Annotated in this window: 16 protein-coding genes; 4 read left to right on the top strand and 12 right to left on the bottom strand. The window is 69.4% G+C overall.

From position 1 onward, the window contains the following. Positions 1-58 precede the first annotated feature (58 nt). Positions 59-1642 carry an HNH endonuclease signature motif containing protein gene (locus E3O48_RS15515; protein WP_166788723.1) on the bottom strand — a complete coding sequence of 528 codons (1584 nt, stop codon included), beginning with the start codon at positions 1640-1642 and terminating at the stop codon, positions 59-61. A gap of 194 nt (positions 1643-1836) precedes the next feature. Here E3O48_RS15515 and E3O48_RS15510 point away from each other — a divergent pair, with 194 nt between their 5' ends. Both E3O48_RS15510 and E3O48_RS15505 read left to right on the top strand, forming a co-directional pair. Then, the gene (locus E3O48_RS15510) at positions 1837-2496 is read left to right on the top strand and encodes a hypothetical protein (protein WP_134507642.1); all 660 of its coding nucleotides are present in this window, start codon (positions 1837-1839) and stop codon (positions 2494-2496) included. Between the two features lie 22 nt (positions 2497-2518). Continuing rightward, the gene (locus E3O48_RS15505; RefSeq protein WP_134540204.1) at positions 2519-3004 is read left to right on the top strand and encodes a DUF2269 family protein; all 486 of its coding nucleotides are present in this window, start codon (positions 2519-2521) and stop codon (positions 3002-3004) included. Here E3O48_RS15505 and E3O48_RS15500 read toward each other — a convergent pair. Further along, positions 2985-3491: a MarR family winged helix-turn-helix transcriptional regulator gene (locus E3O48_RS15500; RefSeq protein WP_134540201.1), complete on the bottom strand. Its 507-nt coding sequence runs from the start codon at positions 3489-3491 to the stop codon at positions 2985-2987. The genes E3O48_RS15505 and E3O48_RS15500 overlap by 20 nt on opposite strands. A 45-nt stretch (positions 3492-3536) precedes the next feature. On the opposite strand from E3O48_RS15500, the gene E3O48_RS15495 reads away from it, so the two are divergent. Continuing rightward, a complete protein-coding gene (locus E3O48_RS15495; RefSeq protein ID WP_198413085.1) occupies positions 3537-4436 on the top strand; it encodes an EamA family transporter in 900 nt (299 codons plus the stop codon). Here the strand turns inward: E3O48_RS15495 and E3O48_RS15490 are convergent. From E3O48_RS15490 to E3O48_RS15450, 9 genes are all read right to left on the bottom strand, one after another. Beyond that, positions 4381-5442 carry a hypothetical protein gene (locus tag E3O48_RS15490; protein ID WP_134540199.1) on the bottom strand — a complete coding sequence of 354 codons (1062 nt, stop codon included), beginning with the start codon at positions 5440-5442 and terminating at the stop codon, positions 4381-4383. The two genes, E3O48_RS15495 and E3O48_RS15490, sit on opposite strands and share 56 nt — an antisense overlap. Then, on the bottom strand, positions 5443-6672 hold the full coding sequence (locus E3O48_RS15485; protein ID WP_134540196.1) for an aminotransferase class V-fold PLP-dependent enzyme: 1230 nt from the start codon (positions 6670-6672) through the stop codon (positions 5443-5445). It abuts the gene before it with no gap. A 23-nt stretch (positions 6673-6695) separates the two neighbouring features. Next, a complete protein-coding gene (locus E3O48_RS15480) occupies positions 6696-8225 on the bottom strand; it encodes a multicopper oxidase family protein (RefSeq protein ID WP_134540193.1) in 1530 nt (509 codons plus the stop codon). Then, positions 8225-8512, bottom strand: coding sequence for an SHOCT domain-containing protein (locus tag E3O48_RS15475; protein WP_134540191.1), 288 nt, complete (start codon positions 8510-8512; stop codon positions 8225-8227). Before E3O48_RS15475 ends, E3O48_RS15480 begins: the two co-directional genes overlap by 1 nt. A 95-nt stretch (positions 8513-8607) precedes the next feature. Continuing rightward, entirely contained in the window at positions 8608-9525 is a 918-nt protein-coding gene (locus E3O48_RS15470; RefSeq protein ID WP_134540188.1) for a F510_1955 family glycosylhydrolase, read from the bottom strand. Between the two features lie 58 nt (positions 9526-9583). Beyond that, the gene (locus E3O48_RS15465; RefSeq protein ID WP_241982573.1) at positions 9584-10240 is read right to left on the bottom strand and encodes a DUF305 domain-containing protein; all 657 of its coding nucleotides are present in this window, start codon (positions 10238-10240) and stop codon (positions 9584-9586) included. 42 nt (positions 10241-10282) lie between these two features. Then, positions 10283-10831: a hypothetical protein gene (locus tag E3O48_RS15460; RefSeq protein ID WP_134540186.1), complete on the bottom strand. Its 549-nt coding sequence runs from the start codon at positions 10829-10831 to the stop codon at positions 10283-10285. Positions 10832-10997: 166 nt separating this feature from the next. Beyond that, on the bottom strand, positions 10998-11555 hold the full coding sequence (locus tag E3O48_RS15455) for a gluconokinase (protein ID WP_134540548.1): 558 nt from the start codon (positions 11553-11555) through the stop codon (positions 10998-11000). 34 nt (positions 11556-11589) lie between these two features. Beyond that, positions 11590-12996 (bottom strand): GntP family permease, encoded by a 1407-nt coding sequence (locus E3O48_RS15450; protein ID WP_241974641.1) that lies wholly within the window; start codon positions 12994-12996, stop codon positions 11590-11592. Between the two features lie 275 nt (positions 12997-13271). Here E3O48_RS15450 and E3O48_RS15445 point away from each other — a divergent pair, with 275 nt between their 5' ends. Beyond that, positions 13272-14021, top strand: a complete 750-nt coding sequence (locus E3O48_RS15445) for a FadR/GntR family transcriptional regulator (protein ID WP_134507661.1) — start codon at positions 13272-13274, stop codon at positions 14019-14021. A gap of 15 nt (positions 14022-14036) precedes the next feature. Here E3O48_RS15445 and E3O48_RS15440 read toward each other — a convergent pair whose 3' ends face one another. Beyond that, entirely contained in the window at positions 14037-15323 is a 1287-nt protein-coding gene (locus tag E3O48_RS15440; protein WP_134507663.1) for an ATP-binding protein, read from the bottom strand. Positions 15324-15503 lie beyond the last annotated feature (180 nt).

Raw genomic sequence — 15503 nt, 5'->3', positions numbered from 1 at the left:
CCCCCGGTGGTCGATCCGGTCGAGACCCTGCCCCCGGTGGTCGAGCTGGTCGAGACCGTCAGGGGCGGTTGCTGACGAGGCGGGTGCTGGTGGTGCGGGTGCGGTTTTGGTTGGCGGGGTGCCAGGTTTGGGTGGGGTCATACCAGGGTGGCGCTTTGACCTGGGGGGTTCCGTAGACCATTCGGATGATCCAACCGGAGGTGTTTATGGTGTGGTGACGGAACCAGCAGAGCATCACACCGTTGTCGATGTCGGTGGGTCCGCCGGCGGCCCAGGGGATGACGTGGTGGAGTTCGGCCCAGTGCGGTGGGCAGGTGCAGCCGGGGATGATGCAGCCGCCGTCGCGGGCGGCGATGGCACGGCGTTGGGCGGGGGTGAAGAGGCGTTGTTTGAGGTCCAGGCGGAGCACTTCCTGGTTCGGTCCGAAGAGGATCTTCTGATAGCCGCCGGTGCAGATTAGTTGCTTCACGGTGGTGAGCGAGACGGGGGCGTCGACGCCGTCGACCCAGCCGACACCGGTGCCGGTGAGGAGATCGGTCGCGTTGACGTGGACGAGGACGGTGGGGGCGGCGCCGCCCAGGGTGGGGGTGGCCGGGTCTCGGGCGGCCCGGTCGAAGAGGGCCCAGACGATGTCGGCGCGTTTCTCGCCGCCGGTGCGGTCGTCCCCGATCCCGGCCGGCAGATCATCCGGGGCGCTGTCGGCGCCGCAGTCCTCTTGCTGGTCGGAACCGGCCGGCTCGGCCGGTTCGGTGCTGGTGGACCTGGTGTCCGTCGTCGTCGGGTCGGGGTTGGGCAGGCCCTGTTCGGCGTGGGTAGGGAAGGCGGTTGAACGTGCGGAGAGGTAGGTGTCGAAGAGGACGGTCATGATGCCGCGTAGTTCGGGGGTGACGCCGCCGCGGAGGGGGTAGAGGCCGTCGGTGAGAGTGCCGAAGCTGATCGTGCTGCGGGGTTGCCGGATGGGTTCGGTGGGGGCGGTGCCGTCGGGGTCGAGCCGGGCTTGCCATTGGAGCACGATGCCGCGGATCAGGTCGGTGGCAAACGCGAGGCCTTCGCCGGGGAGCCCTTTGGTTTCTTCGGTGATCGCTCCGGTTGCGCAGGCGACGAGGGCGCGTTCGGCGGTGTGCAGGTCGTCGGGGGCGACCCGGGTGCTGATGCGTTCCAGCCCGGTCACGATCACGTCCGCTGTCTCCACGCCGAGCTTCCCGGCGGTGAGGGCGGCGGCGACGGCCGGGTAGAACGGCGGCATGATGAGGCCGGCGCCGGTGCGGGGCGTGACGAAGCTGCCGAGTCGAGTGCGGCGTTTGGTTTCTTTGACCGAGATGCGGGCGGCGCGGGTGATCACGTCCACCCCGTCCCGGCACCCCAGGCTGGCCGGCAAAGCGGGTTGGGACTGGCCCGGTAGGATCCGGACCGACCGGACATCAACCTCGGACGCGGTCGCGATCCGGGCCGCATCGACACTCCGGCCCAGGTCCTCGACCGCGGCGAGCACCGCGACCGCGTCCAGATCGCTCAGCCTGGCCAACGGCACCGCCGCCAGCTCGGCCGTCAGGGCCAGCTGCAACGCGGCCAGCCGCTGCACCGGGGAGAGCTCCACGACGGCATCCGTGCCCGGGATGGCTGGGGCGGGATCCGCAGCCATCCCCACCTCAACAGTTGGACCGGAGGCGGTGGTTGCTCGGGGATCAGGGGTTCCTGCCATAAACTGAGAATACCACAACTCGAACATAATTGCGAGGATTATTCGAGTTCTTGTGTCGAATAGTCGTATTGAATGTTGCCAGGTCCTCCCGGCAACGAGCTACGCTCGAATGCAGGCCAGCCAGGGAGAACACCGTGACGCACTCGTATCCGCTCTATGTGGCCATCCGCGCCCAGTGCTTTTGCTGCCGGTCGCTGCAATCCTTCAACTTCACCTCGGCAAGCGACCAGGTGGTCTGTTCGTTCTGCCTGCACCACCTGGGCGACGAGAAGGCCGAACGCCGGGACGCCGACCACGTGATGCTCTGGGTCGGCGAGTACGCCGACCTTCAGAACGTGCACCGGAAGTCCGTCGAGAAGTCAGAGTCCGACCTGGCCGAGCGGGACGCGACGATCGCGGAACTGACCGGGCAGGTCGACGAACTTCGTGCCCTGGTGGCCGGTGAGTTCGACCGCACGGTGAGCGGAGGCATCCGCGCCGTGCTCGAAAGCGATCTGGTCAGGCGAGCCGAACGTCGGAACGACCTCGGCGGGCGTCAACTCGACTGGACGATGGCGGTGATCTGGCGGGTCGGGATGCTGCACTCGGGCGACCCGGCGAAACCGGGCTTCTGCACGTGCGGGCGCAGCATCCCTGCCTGCGCCGACGGCCGGGCAATCGACCCACAGCGGCAGGCCGTGAGCGACTGGGAGAAGAAGAACCTCGCCCTGCTCGCGGCCGGCAAGCGCCACGGACTCCCCGACGACCACCCGGCCGTGGCTGCCCAGCGCAGCGTGGGCGACCGGGGCCGGTAGCGTAAAGCAATACGCTGAAGCCATGGATACTCTGTTCAACACCCTGCACATCGTCGCCGCCGTCTTCATCGTCGGCCCGATGGCCATCCTGCCGATGACCGCCATGCGTTCGATCCGGGCGGGGGAGGCCGGTCAGGTGGCCTCGCTGGCGAAGTCGGTGAACCTGTTCACCCTGTTGTCGATCGTCGTGGCCCTCTTCGGCTTCGGCGCCCTCGGGGTTGCCGACCCTGAGGAGGGATTCTCGTTCGGCTCGACCTGGGTGCTGCTGTCGATCCTCGCGTATGCGATCGCCCTGGCGATCAACCTGTTCGTCGTCGTGCCGGCCATGCGCCAGGCTGCGGAGGCGCTCACGGCAGGTGCCGCGGTCGTCGGGGCCTCGGCAACCGGCACCTCGGCAGCCGGGACATCCGACGCCAAGCCCGCCGGTTACTCCCGGGTGGCGATGGGATCCGGGATCTCGTCGCTCCTGCTGGTCATCGTGGTCGTGCTCATGGTCTGGAAGCCGTAGCCTCAGCCAGGGATTCGGCCAGCGCCTGGAGCAGCGTCGCGAGGGCGGCGCGCTGCGCGTCGGTGAGGCCCGCGAGCATCCGCTCCTGGTTGGCGACGTGATCGGGCAGCGCCCGGTCGATCAGCGCGCGACCCTCCGGAGTGAGGCTGACAACGGTGCCTCGCCCGTCGGCCGCATTCGGACTGCGGAGCACGAGGCCGTCCAGCTCGAGCCGGTTCAGCCGTTGCGCGATGGCACTCGAGGTGACCATGGCGCTCTGCTGGATCTCGGTGGGGGTGAGCCGGAACGGTTCCCCGTTCCGCCGCAGCGTCGCGAGCACGTCGAAGGATGCAGCGTCGAGGCCATGGGCCGCGAACGTGACGCCGAGGCGGGAGTCGGCGAGCCGGGCCGCGCGGGCGAGTCGACCGAGCACGGCCATCGCCGCCACGTCCAGATCAGGGCGCGCGGCCGCCCATTGCGCGAGGATGCGGTCGACGTGGTCGGTCATGCGACAAGTCTAGCTTTTTTCTAAGTGCTTAGCTATTATGGCTTAGTGCTTAGCAATCGATGGTGGATGGTGACGACGACCATGGTGGCCCCGATCTTCTGGGGAACCACCTATCTGGTGACGACCCAGTTCCTCCCGCCCGACCGCCCTCTGCTGGCCGCCACCCTGCGCGCGCTGCCGGCCGGCGTCCTGATCGTGCTGATCACGCGCAGGCTGCCGCGGGGCGCCTGGTGGTGGAAGTCGCTGGTGCTCGGCACCTTGAACATCGGCGTGTTCTTCGCCCTGCTCTTCCTCGCCGCCTACCGGCTTCCCGGCGGTGTCGCCGCGACGATGGGGGCCGTGCAGCCGCTGCTCGTGACGGTGCTCGCGGCCAGGATCCTGGGTGACCGGGTCACCGGTTTGAGGGTCGCGGCGGGGATTGCCGGGGTCTTCGGGGTCGCCCTGCTCGTGTTGCAGGCCACGGCGCGGCTGGACCTGCTCGGGGTGCTCGCGGCGCTCGGCGGCGCGGCCGTGATGGCCGTGGGCACGGTGCTCGCCAAACGGTGGGGACAGCCGGCGCATCCGCTGGTCAGCACGTCCTGGCAGCTCCTGGCCGGAGGGCTCGTCCTGGTCCCGGTCCTCCTCCTGGTCGAGGGGCTCCCGACGGAGCCCCTCACCCCGGGCAACCTGGCCGGCTACGCCTACCTCGCGGTCCTCGGCACGGCGCTCAGCTACACGCTGTGGTTCCGGGGCATCCAGAACCTGCCGGTGGCCTCCGTCGCCTTCCTCGGGCTGCTCAGCCCGGTCGTCGCCGTCGCCTGCGGCTGGGCGCTGCTGCAGCAGCCGCTCAGCTTCGGCCAGGTGGTCGGCGCGGCGATCGTGCTAGCGGCGGTCGTGGCCACGAACGCGGTCAGTCCAGGTCGCCCACCGAGACCAGCCCGTCGTGCCGGCGTCCGTCGAAGATGATGGTCGGGATCTTCACGGTGTGGATGCGTTCCTTGACCGTCTGCTTGTTGGCGGCGATGATCCCGGCCACCTTGTCAGAGCCGGCGACGGATGCGACGGTGTCGACCTGCGCCTGGCTCAGCCCGAATTCCGCAGCCCAGTCCTGCAGCAGCGCGGTTGCCTCAACGGCATCCGCGGAGTTGATCACGCTCTGCCACGACACGCCGGCGGCATCCTTCTCGGTGTAGATCCGCTTGAGGATCTCCCAGTCGACCGGAGTCTTCGCATCGGCGAGCGGGTTCAAGCGCAGGGCCTCGAGGTACTGGGTGACCAGCAGGGAGTTCGGGAACTTGTAGCCAGTCGGCGCGGGGATTGGGAAGGCGATGTAGCTGAGATTCTGCTTGTTCGCGAAACCGGCCTCCTCGAGGTTCTCGAACAGCTGCAGACAGTAGGTGCAGCCGGGGTCGATGACCTCGAGCGCCGTCGGCTTCTGGGCGTCGAATTCGTTCAGGTAGGTCGCGTTCGCCGGCAGATATTCCTTGGCGTCCCAGTTCTGCATCCGGGAGGGGATCGCGGAGAATGTCTCGCCGAGCCGCACGAAGTCGTTGCCGAAGGCGCCGACGATGTCCCAGGCGGCGATGGAATCGCCGAAGGTCGGAGTCTGGTCGGGGATGGAGCAGGCCTCCGCGCCCAGGCTGCAGGAGGCGGAGTCCTGTTTGTTGCAGGTGCCGTAGACGTAGAGGTTCGCCGCGCTCTCGACGACGACGTAGCCGCTCCAGATCGTGGTGAGCACGACCAGGAACGCCACCACCTCGAGGGCGACGCTGGCGGGCCCGACGAGCCCGGGGCGGCGGGCCGCGAGCGGCGCGAGCATGTGGTCCTTGAGGTCCTGCTTGAAGGTCGTGTCGCAGGGGCGGAAGGTCACCCGGCGGAACGTGCAGCTCGCCGCCTTCGCGAGGTAGCGCCGGTAGCGCGCCGAGACGGCGGCCATGAACAGGAGAACGATGAAGGCGGCGATGCAGAACACTTAGGAGAGGCCTTTCATGAGGCGCGCGAGGGCGTCGTGCGCCCGGTCGACGTCCGCCGTGGTCGAGTGAAGTCCGAGCGAGAAGCGCAGCAGCGGCGGCAGGCCGAGCCGTTCCTTCAGGTAGTGGTGGGCGCAGAAGTAGCCGCTGCGCGCGGCGATGCCCGACTGGGACAGGAAGACGGCCAGGCGGTGCGAATCCTGTTTCGGGGCGTAGACGCTGATCACCGGGCTGGCCGCGGCGTTGACCATGGTCAGGCCCGGGATGTCGGAGAGACCGTCGAAGAGCCGCTCCGACAGGGCCGAGACGTGTTCGGCCGGGGGCCGCCCGCCGGGGCGCACGGTGCCGAGCCAGTCGGTCGCGTGGCGGAGGGCGATGATCTCGGCCCAGGCCTGCAGCCCGGGTTCGAGGAGGGCGCCCGGGTCGTTGGGCAGCAGGTCGTAGGAGTCCTCACGGACATCCGCGACCATGCCGCCGCCGATGAAGGAGAGCTCGAGCGAGGAGAGCAGCTCGCGCCGGGCGACGATCACGCCCAGGCTCGCGCTGTACATCTTGTGCGCGGAGAAGCAGATCGCATCCGCGTCGGTCTTCTGCAGCAGGGCGCGCTCGTGCGCCATCGACTGAGCGGCGTCGAGGATGACGATGCCGCCCCTGGCGTGGGCATCGCGCACAAGCTCGGCCAGGTTGGTCAGGAGCCGGCCGTCGATGTTCGAGGCGGCGTTGACGACCACTATCGCGCGCTCGAGTTGGGCGGGTTCGTAGACAAGGGCGCCGTCGGCGGCCCGGTCGAGCACGAGCCGGGGGACGCCGAGCCGTTTCGCTGCCGTCATCGTGGGCAGGAAGACCGAGTTGTGTTCGACGTGGCTGGTGACGACCCGGGCGTACCGGCCCTGCGGCAGCTGCTGCAGCAGCAGGTTGAGGCCGAAGGTCGTGTTCAGGGTGAAGGAGACCGCGTAGTGCCGCCCCGACAGGCCGAGCAGGCCGAGCACGCCCTGTCGTGCCGCGGCGACCTCGTCATCGACGCGCCTGCCCCAGGCGTACTTCACCCGGCCGCCGCACGCGTTGTAGCTGGTGTAATACTCGGTCAGCGCATCGAGCACCGGCTGCGGGCGCAGGCTCTGGCAGGCGGAGTCGAGGTAGACGACGCCGGGGTCGAGGTAGGAGAAGTCGGCGAGACGGTCCGTCTCGATCGGCTCCGGCGTGGCCCGCCGGAAAAGCCCGTTGTGTTTCATGGTCCTGATTCTCTCGGCTCAGTCTAGGTGAGCGGCTGGCCGGCCGGGCGAACGTCGATGACGCCCATCATGCCGTTGTCTTCGTGGTCGAGAATGTGGCAGTGGTACACGGTCTTGCCGGCGAACCCGGTGAAGGCGATCCGTACCCGCATGGCGCTGCGGGCCGGCACGTTGACGACGTCCTGCCAGAGCACGGAGTCCACGGCTCGGCCGCCGCGCTCCACCACCTGCATCGGCCAGACATGCAGGTGCAGCGGGTGGTCCATTTGGCTGGTGTTGGTCAGCGTCCATTCCTCGACGGTGTCGCCCTGCACGGTCGTGTCGACGCGTCCGCCGTCGAATTCGCGGCCGTTGATGGTGAACCCCATGCCCCCTCCGCCCATCATGCCGCCCATGCCCATCTCGAAGACGAATTCGCGGCGCGCCGTGACGGTGGCGCCGCGGAGGTCCCTCGGGGTGGCCTGGCGGGGGAGTGCGGGCAGTGCGTCGGCCTTGCTGCCGCCGCCGGCATTCGCGACGGTGACCGTGGCGAGCGTGACCTCCGCGCCGGCCGATCTGCGGCCGCCGCCCATCATGCCGCCCATCATGCCGTCGTCGCCGCGGTCGTAGGGAACGGCGCGCAGGGTGGTGGTGCCCTCACTCGCGGTGACGAGCAGATCGGCTCGATTGCCCGGCGCCAGCAGCACTTCCTCCACCTTCTCCGGCTTCTCGAACCGGCCGGAGTCCAGCCCGAGAAGTTGCAGCTTCTGCCCGTCAAGGCGCAGCCGCAGGTAGCGCGAGGCACAGGCGTTCACTATCCGCCACCGTTCGCGTTCACCCGAACGGATGTCCACCGCCGGGTTCAGCTGACCGTTCACCAGCACCAGCTCACCCTCGCGGCCGTGCATCCGTTCGGCCACGGTGGCCCGGGCCAGGCTGCCGGCGGCGTCGAGCGTGAGGTCGGAGATCACTAGCACGCGTTCGCGGCTCACCGGTATCGGCTGCGGATCTTCGACGATGATCGCACCGTAGAGCCCACCGAAGACCTGCGCGGCCGCAAGGGTGTGATGGTGCGGGTGGTACCAGTAGAGGCCGGGCGGATGGTCGGCGGGCAGGCGGTAGTCATAGTCGAACGAGTCGCCCGGCTCGACCACGACGAACGGGTTGTCGCTGTTGCCCTCCGGCGAGACGTGCAGGCCGTGGGTGTGCAGGTTCGTGGGGTCGTCGAGACCGTTGCGCAGAGTCACCGCGAGGCGGTCCCCGGCCAGCACCCGCAGGGTCGGGCCGGGGAGGCCGCCGTTGTAGCCGAGAGTCGTGGCGTTCCGGCCGCCGATCCGAATCCGGCCTGGTGCGGCATCCAATGTCACCTCGAGCACGCCGTCACGGCTACTCTGCTCGGTCGGTTGGCGCAGCGGCTCGCCGGATTTCGCCCTGAAGGACGATCGGGCGACCGGCTCGCCGAACGGTGTGAAGCCGGGCTGAGCGGTCCAGAGCAGGCCGGCGCCGCCGATGACGGTGCCGGCCAGCCCCAGGCCGCCGAGGGTGACGGCGGTCCGGCGGCTGATCGGCTCCACTAGCCTTCCTCGCCGAGAACCTGGATTTGTTCGCGGTACTGCTCGGCAGTGAGCTCGCCCTGAGCGAAGCGCTCGTCGAGAATCTGCCGGGCGCGGCTGCGCCCCTGCGCCAGCGGCGGCTGGGCGGCGGGCGGTGCCGGCGGAGCCTCCCGCCGGTCGGTCCCGCTGCGGTCGATGCCGCCGCTGTACAGGCGCACCAGGAGCACCACCAGCAAGGCGATGCCGACCAGTGCCAGCAGGCCGAACACCCAGCCCCAGCCCATTCCTCCTCCATAGCCCCACATCATGATTGGTCTCCTTTCGTAGTCAACGGTGTGCCCGTCAGTGTCAGTATGCCCCCGGGGGTAATTTCGGGGGCCGTGGTCAGCCTCTGGTCCATGGCTCAGGCCCCTGCCGGGACGAGTTCGGTCCAGCTCGCCCCGAAGTCGTCGCTGGCGACGACGCCGCGCGTGTCCGCGGCGAGGATCCACGGCGCGATGCCGCCGACGTAGCTGAGGGCGACGGGGGCGCCCTCGGTACGGCCGCCCCTGATCCAGGGTCCGGCCGCGGAATCCTGATGCCAGACCACGCCCTCCGGGTCGATGCCGACGAGTCCTCCGCCGGTGCGTGCGTCGCCGACGTCGATCAGGAACAGGGTCGGGGCGTCGGCGACCAGGCTGAAGCTGCGGCCTGCGTCGCCGCTGCCGACAAGCCCGTCGGCAGTGGTCGCGAAGACCTGGTCCGGGTTCGCCGGGTCGGCGGCGAGGTCTCGCATCGGAACGGTTTCGCCCGTTGACCAGGTCGCGCCCGAGTCGTCGCTGATGGCCAGGGTGCCGTTGCCTGAGTCATAGCCGTACACCCGCAGCGCACTGCCTGACAGGGGCACCGCGTCGAGATCGTGGAAGTCCGTCTTGCCTGCGAGCGAGAGCGGGGTCCAGGTTTCTGCGGCATCCGCGCTCGAGATCAGGCCCAGATTGGGGGCGGCGAGATCCGACGGAGCTTCGGGATCAGGATGCCCGGAGGCCAGCAGCAGGCCGGGTGCGGCGACCGTGAAACCCATGACGTCGAGCACGCGCCCGGCGACCTGCGTCGGCTCCGAGATGTCGGCGGCCGAGGACCTGGCCGGGTAACTGGCCGGGAGAGCGTCCGTCGGGATCAGCCAGACCCCCTGGTGGGTGGCCACGAAGGTCTTGCCGGCTGCGGCGTCCGCGCCGAGACCGTGGATGTGCTCGAAGCCCTCGGCTGCGGCCGACCGGGCCGCCGGAGCGGCAGCCGGGCTCGGGGCGCATCCGGCCAGGAGGATCGCGAGGCCGGTCGTCACAGCGGCGGCACAGCCGAGTTTCCTGGTCCTGCGACAGGATTTCATCGTGTCCCCGGCTCTAGAGCGTCGTGAGGAGGCTCGTCATGACGGCGATCTCCTCGGTCTGGGAGGTGACGATGGCGCTGGCGAGCGCCCTGGCGTCGGCATTCGTGCCCTTGTCGAGTTCGGTGCGCGCCATCGCGATGGCACCCTCGTGGTGCATGACCATCTGCTCGAGGAAGATCCGGTCGGCGTCCGCTCCGTCGGCGTTGTCGAGGGTCATCATGTCGGCGTCGCTCATCATGCCGTCGTTGCTGTGGTCCATCCCGGACATGCTGTCGGCCGTGGCGTTCCAGTCCGTCAGCCAGGATTTCAGCCGGACGATCTCGGGGGCCTGGGCGGCCTTGATCGTGGTGGCCAGCTTGGTCACCCGGGGATCGACGCCGTGCTTGGCCAGCATCCCCTCGCTCATTTCCACCGCCTGCTCGTGGTGCGGGATCATCATCTGGGCGAACTCGATGTCGGCCGTGGAGAAGGTCGCCGCCGAGGCGTCGGCCGTGCTGCTCGGGCCGGATGTCGGGCCGGAACCGGAGGTCGCCCCCGAGCAGGCGGTCAGGGTGAGGGCGGTCGCGATCGCGGCCAGGGTGAAGAGGGAGATGCGCGAGGTGCGCGGGAAAAGCTGCATGTTCGTGGTCCATTCGTCAGGGAAGAGTGCGAAACCGGTGGCCGTTGACACGGCGAATCCGCGCTGCCGGGGTGGCGCGCGGGCGGGTTCGGTCTAAACGCGACTGATCGACAGGAGGGTGAGGCTGGGGCGGTTCAGGTGCGCGGGAATGGCCCGGAAGGTGTCGTTGACGAAGCCGACGGAGGCAAAGACCAGGCCGGAATCGGACGGCTCTTGCGCGAGTACGGCGTTGGAGCCGACCACGAGCAGATCGGAGCAGGACCTCAACGCCGTGCCGCTGCCGCCCAGGGAATTGTGCTCGGAGCAGAGCGCGGGCGGGGTTGCGAGCGCGGCGAGGGTCATCGTCGGGCCGGTGCGGGTCGGATGCGTCGCGGACGTGACCGGGAGCGCGTCCGTGACCGGGAGCGCATCCGTGACCGGGTGTGCGGTCGGCAGGTGGTTCGCGGTCGCCGGGGGCTTCGCGGCCATGCTGGTCGCTGTGGTGCCGGCCATGGTGTGCCCGGCGCCGTCGGAGTGGACAGCGACGAGGCAGAGAAGCGTGGCGACCAGGATCAGCGTGGCGAGGATCACGGCGCGAAGGCGGGAATGGTGCGTGAGTGACGCGGAGACGGCTGGCACCGCGGAGGAGACGACCTGATTCATCTCACCTCCGCTCGTCCGGCACTGATGTGCGGTACGACCACCGGTCGGATACACCGACGGGCACCAGACCAGATTAGCCGAACTGTGCTCGCAAACCCTGTGAGCCGCCGCCACGCACGAACGGCCCCGCGAAAACGGGGCCGTTCGTCGGTTGATTGCGAGGTGCTCAGGCTCCCTGGACCGGGACGCCGCGGCCGACCGAGGATTTCCCCGGCTCCGGGGCACCCAGGCTCGATGAACCCGGTCGCGGTGTGACCCCGAGACGCCGCACGATCTCGGCGGCCTCCTCGGCCGGCGCGCGCCCGGCGTCGATCGTGATCGCCCGCTCGTCGGCGTCGGGCGCCTCGAGGGTCGCCACCTGCGAGTCGAGCAGCGAGGTCGGCATGTAGTGGTCGTGCCGGGCGGCGAGCCGACGGCCGATCAGGTCCTTCGACCCGGCCAGGTGCACGAAGATCACGTTGTGCTCCCGCAGCACGTCGCGGTAGCGGCGCTTGAGCGCGGAGCAGGTGATGATCCCGGGCACGCCCGCCATGGTGTGCTCGATGATCCACGACGAGATGGTGTCGAGCCATGGCGCGCGGTCCTCATCGTTCAGGGCGTGGCCGGCCGACATCTTGTCGATGTTCTCCTGCGGGTGCAGGTCGTCGCCCTCCTCCAGGTCCCAGCCGAGCTGGCCTGCGAGGATGCCTGCCACCGTCGACTTCCCGGAGCCGGAGATGCCCATGATGACGAGGACGGGCTGCTGGTTCAGGAACACGCTAGATCACGATGTTCAGGAGGAGCACGCCGGCCAGGCCGGTCACGGAGATGAGGCACTCCATGATGGTCCAGGTCTTCAGGGTCTGCCCGACGGTGGTGCCGAGGTACTCCTTGACCAGCCAGAAGCCCGCGTCGTTGACGTGGGAGAGGAACAGCGAACCGGCGCCGATCGCGAGCACCATCAGCGAAAGGTCCGTGCCGCCCAGGCTGGCGGCGACGGGGGCGAGGATGCCGGCGGCGGTGACGGTCGCGACCGTCGCCGAACCGGTGGCGACACGCACGAGCGCGGCGACGAACCAGGCCAGGAGCAGCACCGAGATGCTGCTGCCGGCGACGGCATCGGCGATGACGGTTCCGATCCCGGTGTCGATCAGCACCTGCTTGAACCCGCCGCCGGCGCCGACGATGAGGAGGATTCCCGCGATCGGGGGCAGCGAGTCGGCGAGCGACTTGGAGACGGCGGCGCGGTCCATGCCGCCGCCACGGCCGAAGACGATCATCGCGTAGATGACGGCAAGGCCCAGGGCGATCATCGGGGTGCCGAGGAAGTCGAGTGCGGCGTTGAGCGGAGCGGTCGAACCGGGGGCGGTGGCGTCGGCGATCGACCGGGCCAGCATCAGCACGACGGGGAGGAGGATGCCGGAGAGGGTGATCAGGAAGCTCGGGCGCCTGGTGCGCGTCTCGCCGGCGCCGAGGTCCTCGGTGGTGATGAAGAGGGCCGGAACCGGAACGGAGACCCAGCGGCTGGCGAACTTGCTGAAGACCGGGCCGGCGACGATGACCGTGGGGATGGCGACGAGCACGCCGATCGCCAGGGTGAGGCCGAGGTTGGCGCCGAGGGCCGTGACGGCGACGAGGGGGCCGGGGTGCGGCGGTACGAGGCCGTGCATGACCGACAGGCCGGCGAGGGCGGGGATGGCGATCCGGATGAGCGACATCCCGCTGCGGCGTGCGACGAGGATGATCACCGGGATGAGGAGCACGAGGCCGACCTCGAAGAACATCGGCAGGCCGATCAGGCCGCCGATCAGTGCCATCGTCCACGGCAGCGTGCGAACGCTGGAGCGGGTGACCAGGGAGTCGACGATCCGGTCGGCTCCGCCGGAGTCGGCGAGCAGCTTGCCGAACATGGCGCCGAAGCCGACGAGGATGCCGACGCCCGCCATGGTTCCGCCGAAGCCGGTGCTGAAGCTGGTGACGGCGGCGCCCGGTGCGAGCCCCGCGCCGGCGCCGACGCCGACGGCGCCGATAGCGAGGGCGAGGAACGGGTGGACCTTGAGCCAGGTGATCAGCACGATGATGACGGCGATGCCGACGATCGCGGCGATGATCAGCTGGGCGTCACTTCCGGCCGGGGTGATCGGCACAACCGGCGCGGGCGCCGCGGTCGCAAGGGAAAGATACATCTGGGTGTCCATTCCGAGGCCGCGTCCCTGCGACCCCATCGTCATAAGTGGCGCACGGGGAGTCGTCCGGCCGGCTGCGAGTCCGGCATAGTGGGAGGAGACACCGTGCGGTAATAAATCTGATTAATCAGATAATTGAGTGTGGCATACGTCACGCGGTTTTGGGAAGAGCAACGGCGCAATTCGCCGCTACGATCGCGGGGACGCCGCAAACGATCGCCGACACCGGTCGCCGAACCGGGAGCGCCGCGAGCTGCAGAGACAAGGAAGCACCGATGATCACTGGCGTTGGCCCCGGTTCCTGGCGCGAACGCGGGCTGCACGCCCGGGTGCTGAACTCCCTCGGCCAGGAGATCGTCGACGGCCGGTACGCGCCCGGGGACATCCTCAACCTGGACGACATCGCCGCCGCGTTCGCCGTGTCCCGCTCGGTGCTGCGCGAGGCGCTGCGGGTGCTGCAGTCGCTCGGCCTGGTCGAGCCGCGCCAGCGGGTCGGAACGCAGGTGCTCCCGCGCGGGGCCTGGGACCTGATGAATCCGCAGATCATCGTCTGGCGGGGCCGGGGGCCGGAGTACTACACCCAGATGCGCGAGATGCTCGAGATGCGGCTCGGGATCGAGCCGGTCGCCGCCCGGCTCAGCGCCCGGTTGATGACGGATGCCCAGCTCGCCGCCGTCGCCGAGGCCGCCGCGGCCATGGTCGCCGCCGATCTCGCCGGTGACGGCCGTCGGTTCCTGGAGTCGGACATCGCCTTCCACTCGCTGATCCTGGCCGGCTCGGGCAACAGCGTGATGGGCCACTTCGCCGGCACGGTCGCCGCCCTGCTGCGCACCAGGGAAGAGGAGAAGCGGTTCACCATCACCGAGTACACGCCGCCCTCCGCGCACCGGCACAACCAGCTCGCCCTCGCGCTCGCCGAACGTGACGCCGACGCCGCCTATCGCTGGTCGTACGCGACGATCGAGGCCACCCTGGCCGAGTTCATGCAGGAGGCGGGCGACGCCGCGAGCCGGCCGGGGGCCTGACGCCGCGCACAACACTCACAGCCGGGCGAGCCGCTCGATGTCCTCCAGGAACTCGGCCGCCACCTGGGCCGAGACGGTGGTGCGGGTCGACCGGATCGCCGCCAGGTAGTCGTCGGTGCCCGGGCCGGTCGGCTCGGTGTCACTGCTGTCGTCGAACAGGGCTCGCTCGAGCGCCTGCTGTGAGGCCCGCCGGGCGGCATATTCGATGTCGGCCGGGGAGAAGCCGCCGCTGGCCTCGACCAGGGTGGGCAGATCGACGGAGTCTGCGAACGGCTTCGGGATGTAGCCCTCCCAGATGGCCTGGCGGGCGGCGTGATCGGGCAGGCCGATCGGGATGACGTAGTCGAACCGGCCGTGCCGCAGCAGCGCCGAGTCGAGGGCGCGAATGAAGTTGGTCGCGCAGACGAGCAGCCGGCCGGGCTGTTCCCGGAAGGCCGGGATGATCTTGAGCAGTTCATTGGTCACACCCTGCAGTGGCGAGGGCGGTTCGCCGCCCCGCTGCGCGGCGATCTCCTCGACCTCGTCGATGAAGACGACCGCGTGCTCCAGTTCGGAGATCTTGAGGAAGGTCTCCCGGAGCGCGCCGGCCAGACCCTGGGGATCCCCGGCCAGCCTCGACGGGAACACCTCGACGAACGGCCATTCGAGCCGGGAGGCGATGGCCTTGGCGAAGGTGGTCTTCCCGGTGCCGGGCGGTCCGAAGAGCACCACGGCCTTCGGCGGCACGACGCCGTACCGGTCGGCCATGTCGGGCTTGGCGAGCGGCATGACGAGGCGGCGCTCGAGCAGTTCCTTCTCCTTGCGCATGCCCCCGACCCCGGCCCACAGGTCGCGGGGGAGGACTCGGCCGCCCAGCTCGCTGAGGGCGCGCAGACCCTCGCGCTGCACCGGGAGGTGGCGCTCGAAGTAGCGAAGCTGCTTCTTCACCTCGAAGCCGCGGTTGAGGAACGCGTCGACCCGGCTGGCCGTCTCCGGCATCAGGGCGGACAGCTTCGTGATCCCGTGCGGCGCCATCCTCGCCTCGAGGGCCGCGAGCATGGCCGTGCCGATGCCCTGGCTCTGCCAGGACTGCCGGGTGGCGAGGAACACGATCCAGCCCTGGGCGTGAGCGGCCCGGCCGACCGCGGCGCCGACCACCTCGTCACCGTGCAGGGCGACGACGGCGTGGTCCTTCTGGCAGGATGCCATCACCTCGGAGAGCCCGTACACCGGCTCCGTCTTGGCTGCCGTGATCTCCTGCCAGAGCTGCAGGATGCCGTCGAGATCATCGGCATGGAAGTCCCGAATACGCCAACCGGTCATTGAGGCTCCTTCGCGCCATGAGGTGTGCTGACAAATCTAGGTCACCCGGGCGCAGGGCGTGCCCCCGGCATCCGTCGTCGCCGCCTGCCGGGGTGGAGTTTCTCGGACACGCCGCGTTGTTCGGGCGCGCGGCCCGGCGTGTCCGAGGTTTCTCCGATCGTGCGTGGGCCGGGGGCTCGC

Source organism: Cryobacterium sp. HLT2-28, assembly GCF_004402495.1.
In the GTDB taxonomy this organism is placed as follows: domain Bacteria; phylum Actinomycetota; class Actinomycetes; order Actinomycetales; family Microbacteriaceae; genus Cryobacterium; species Cryobacterium mannosilyticum.
This window is presented reverse-complemented; position numbering and strand designations above follow the sequence as displayed.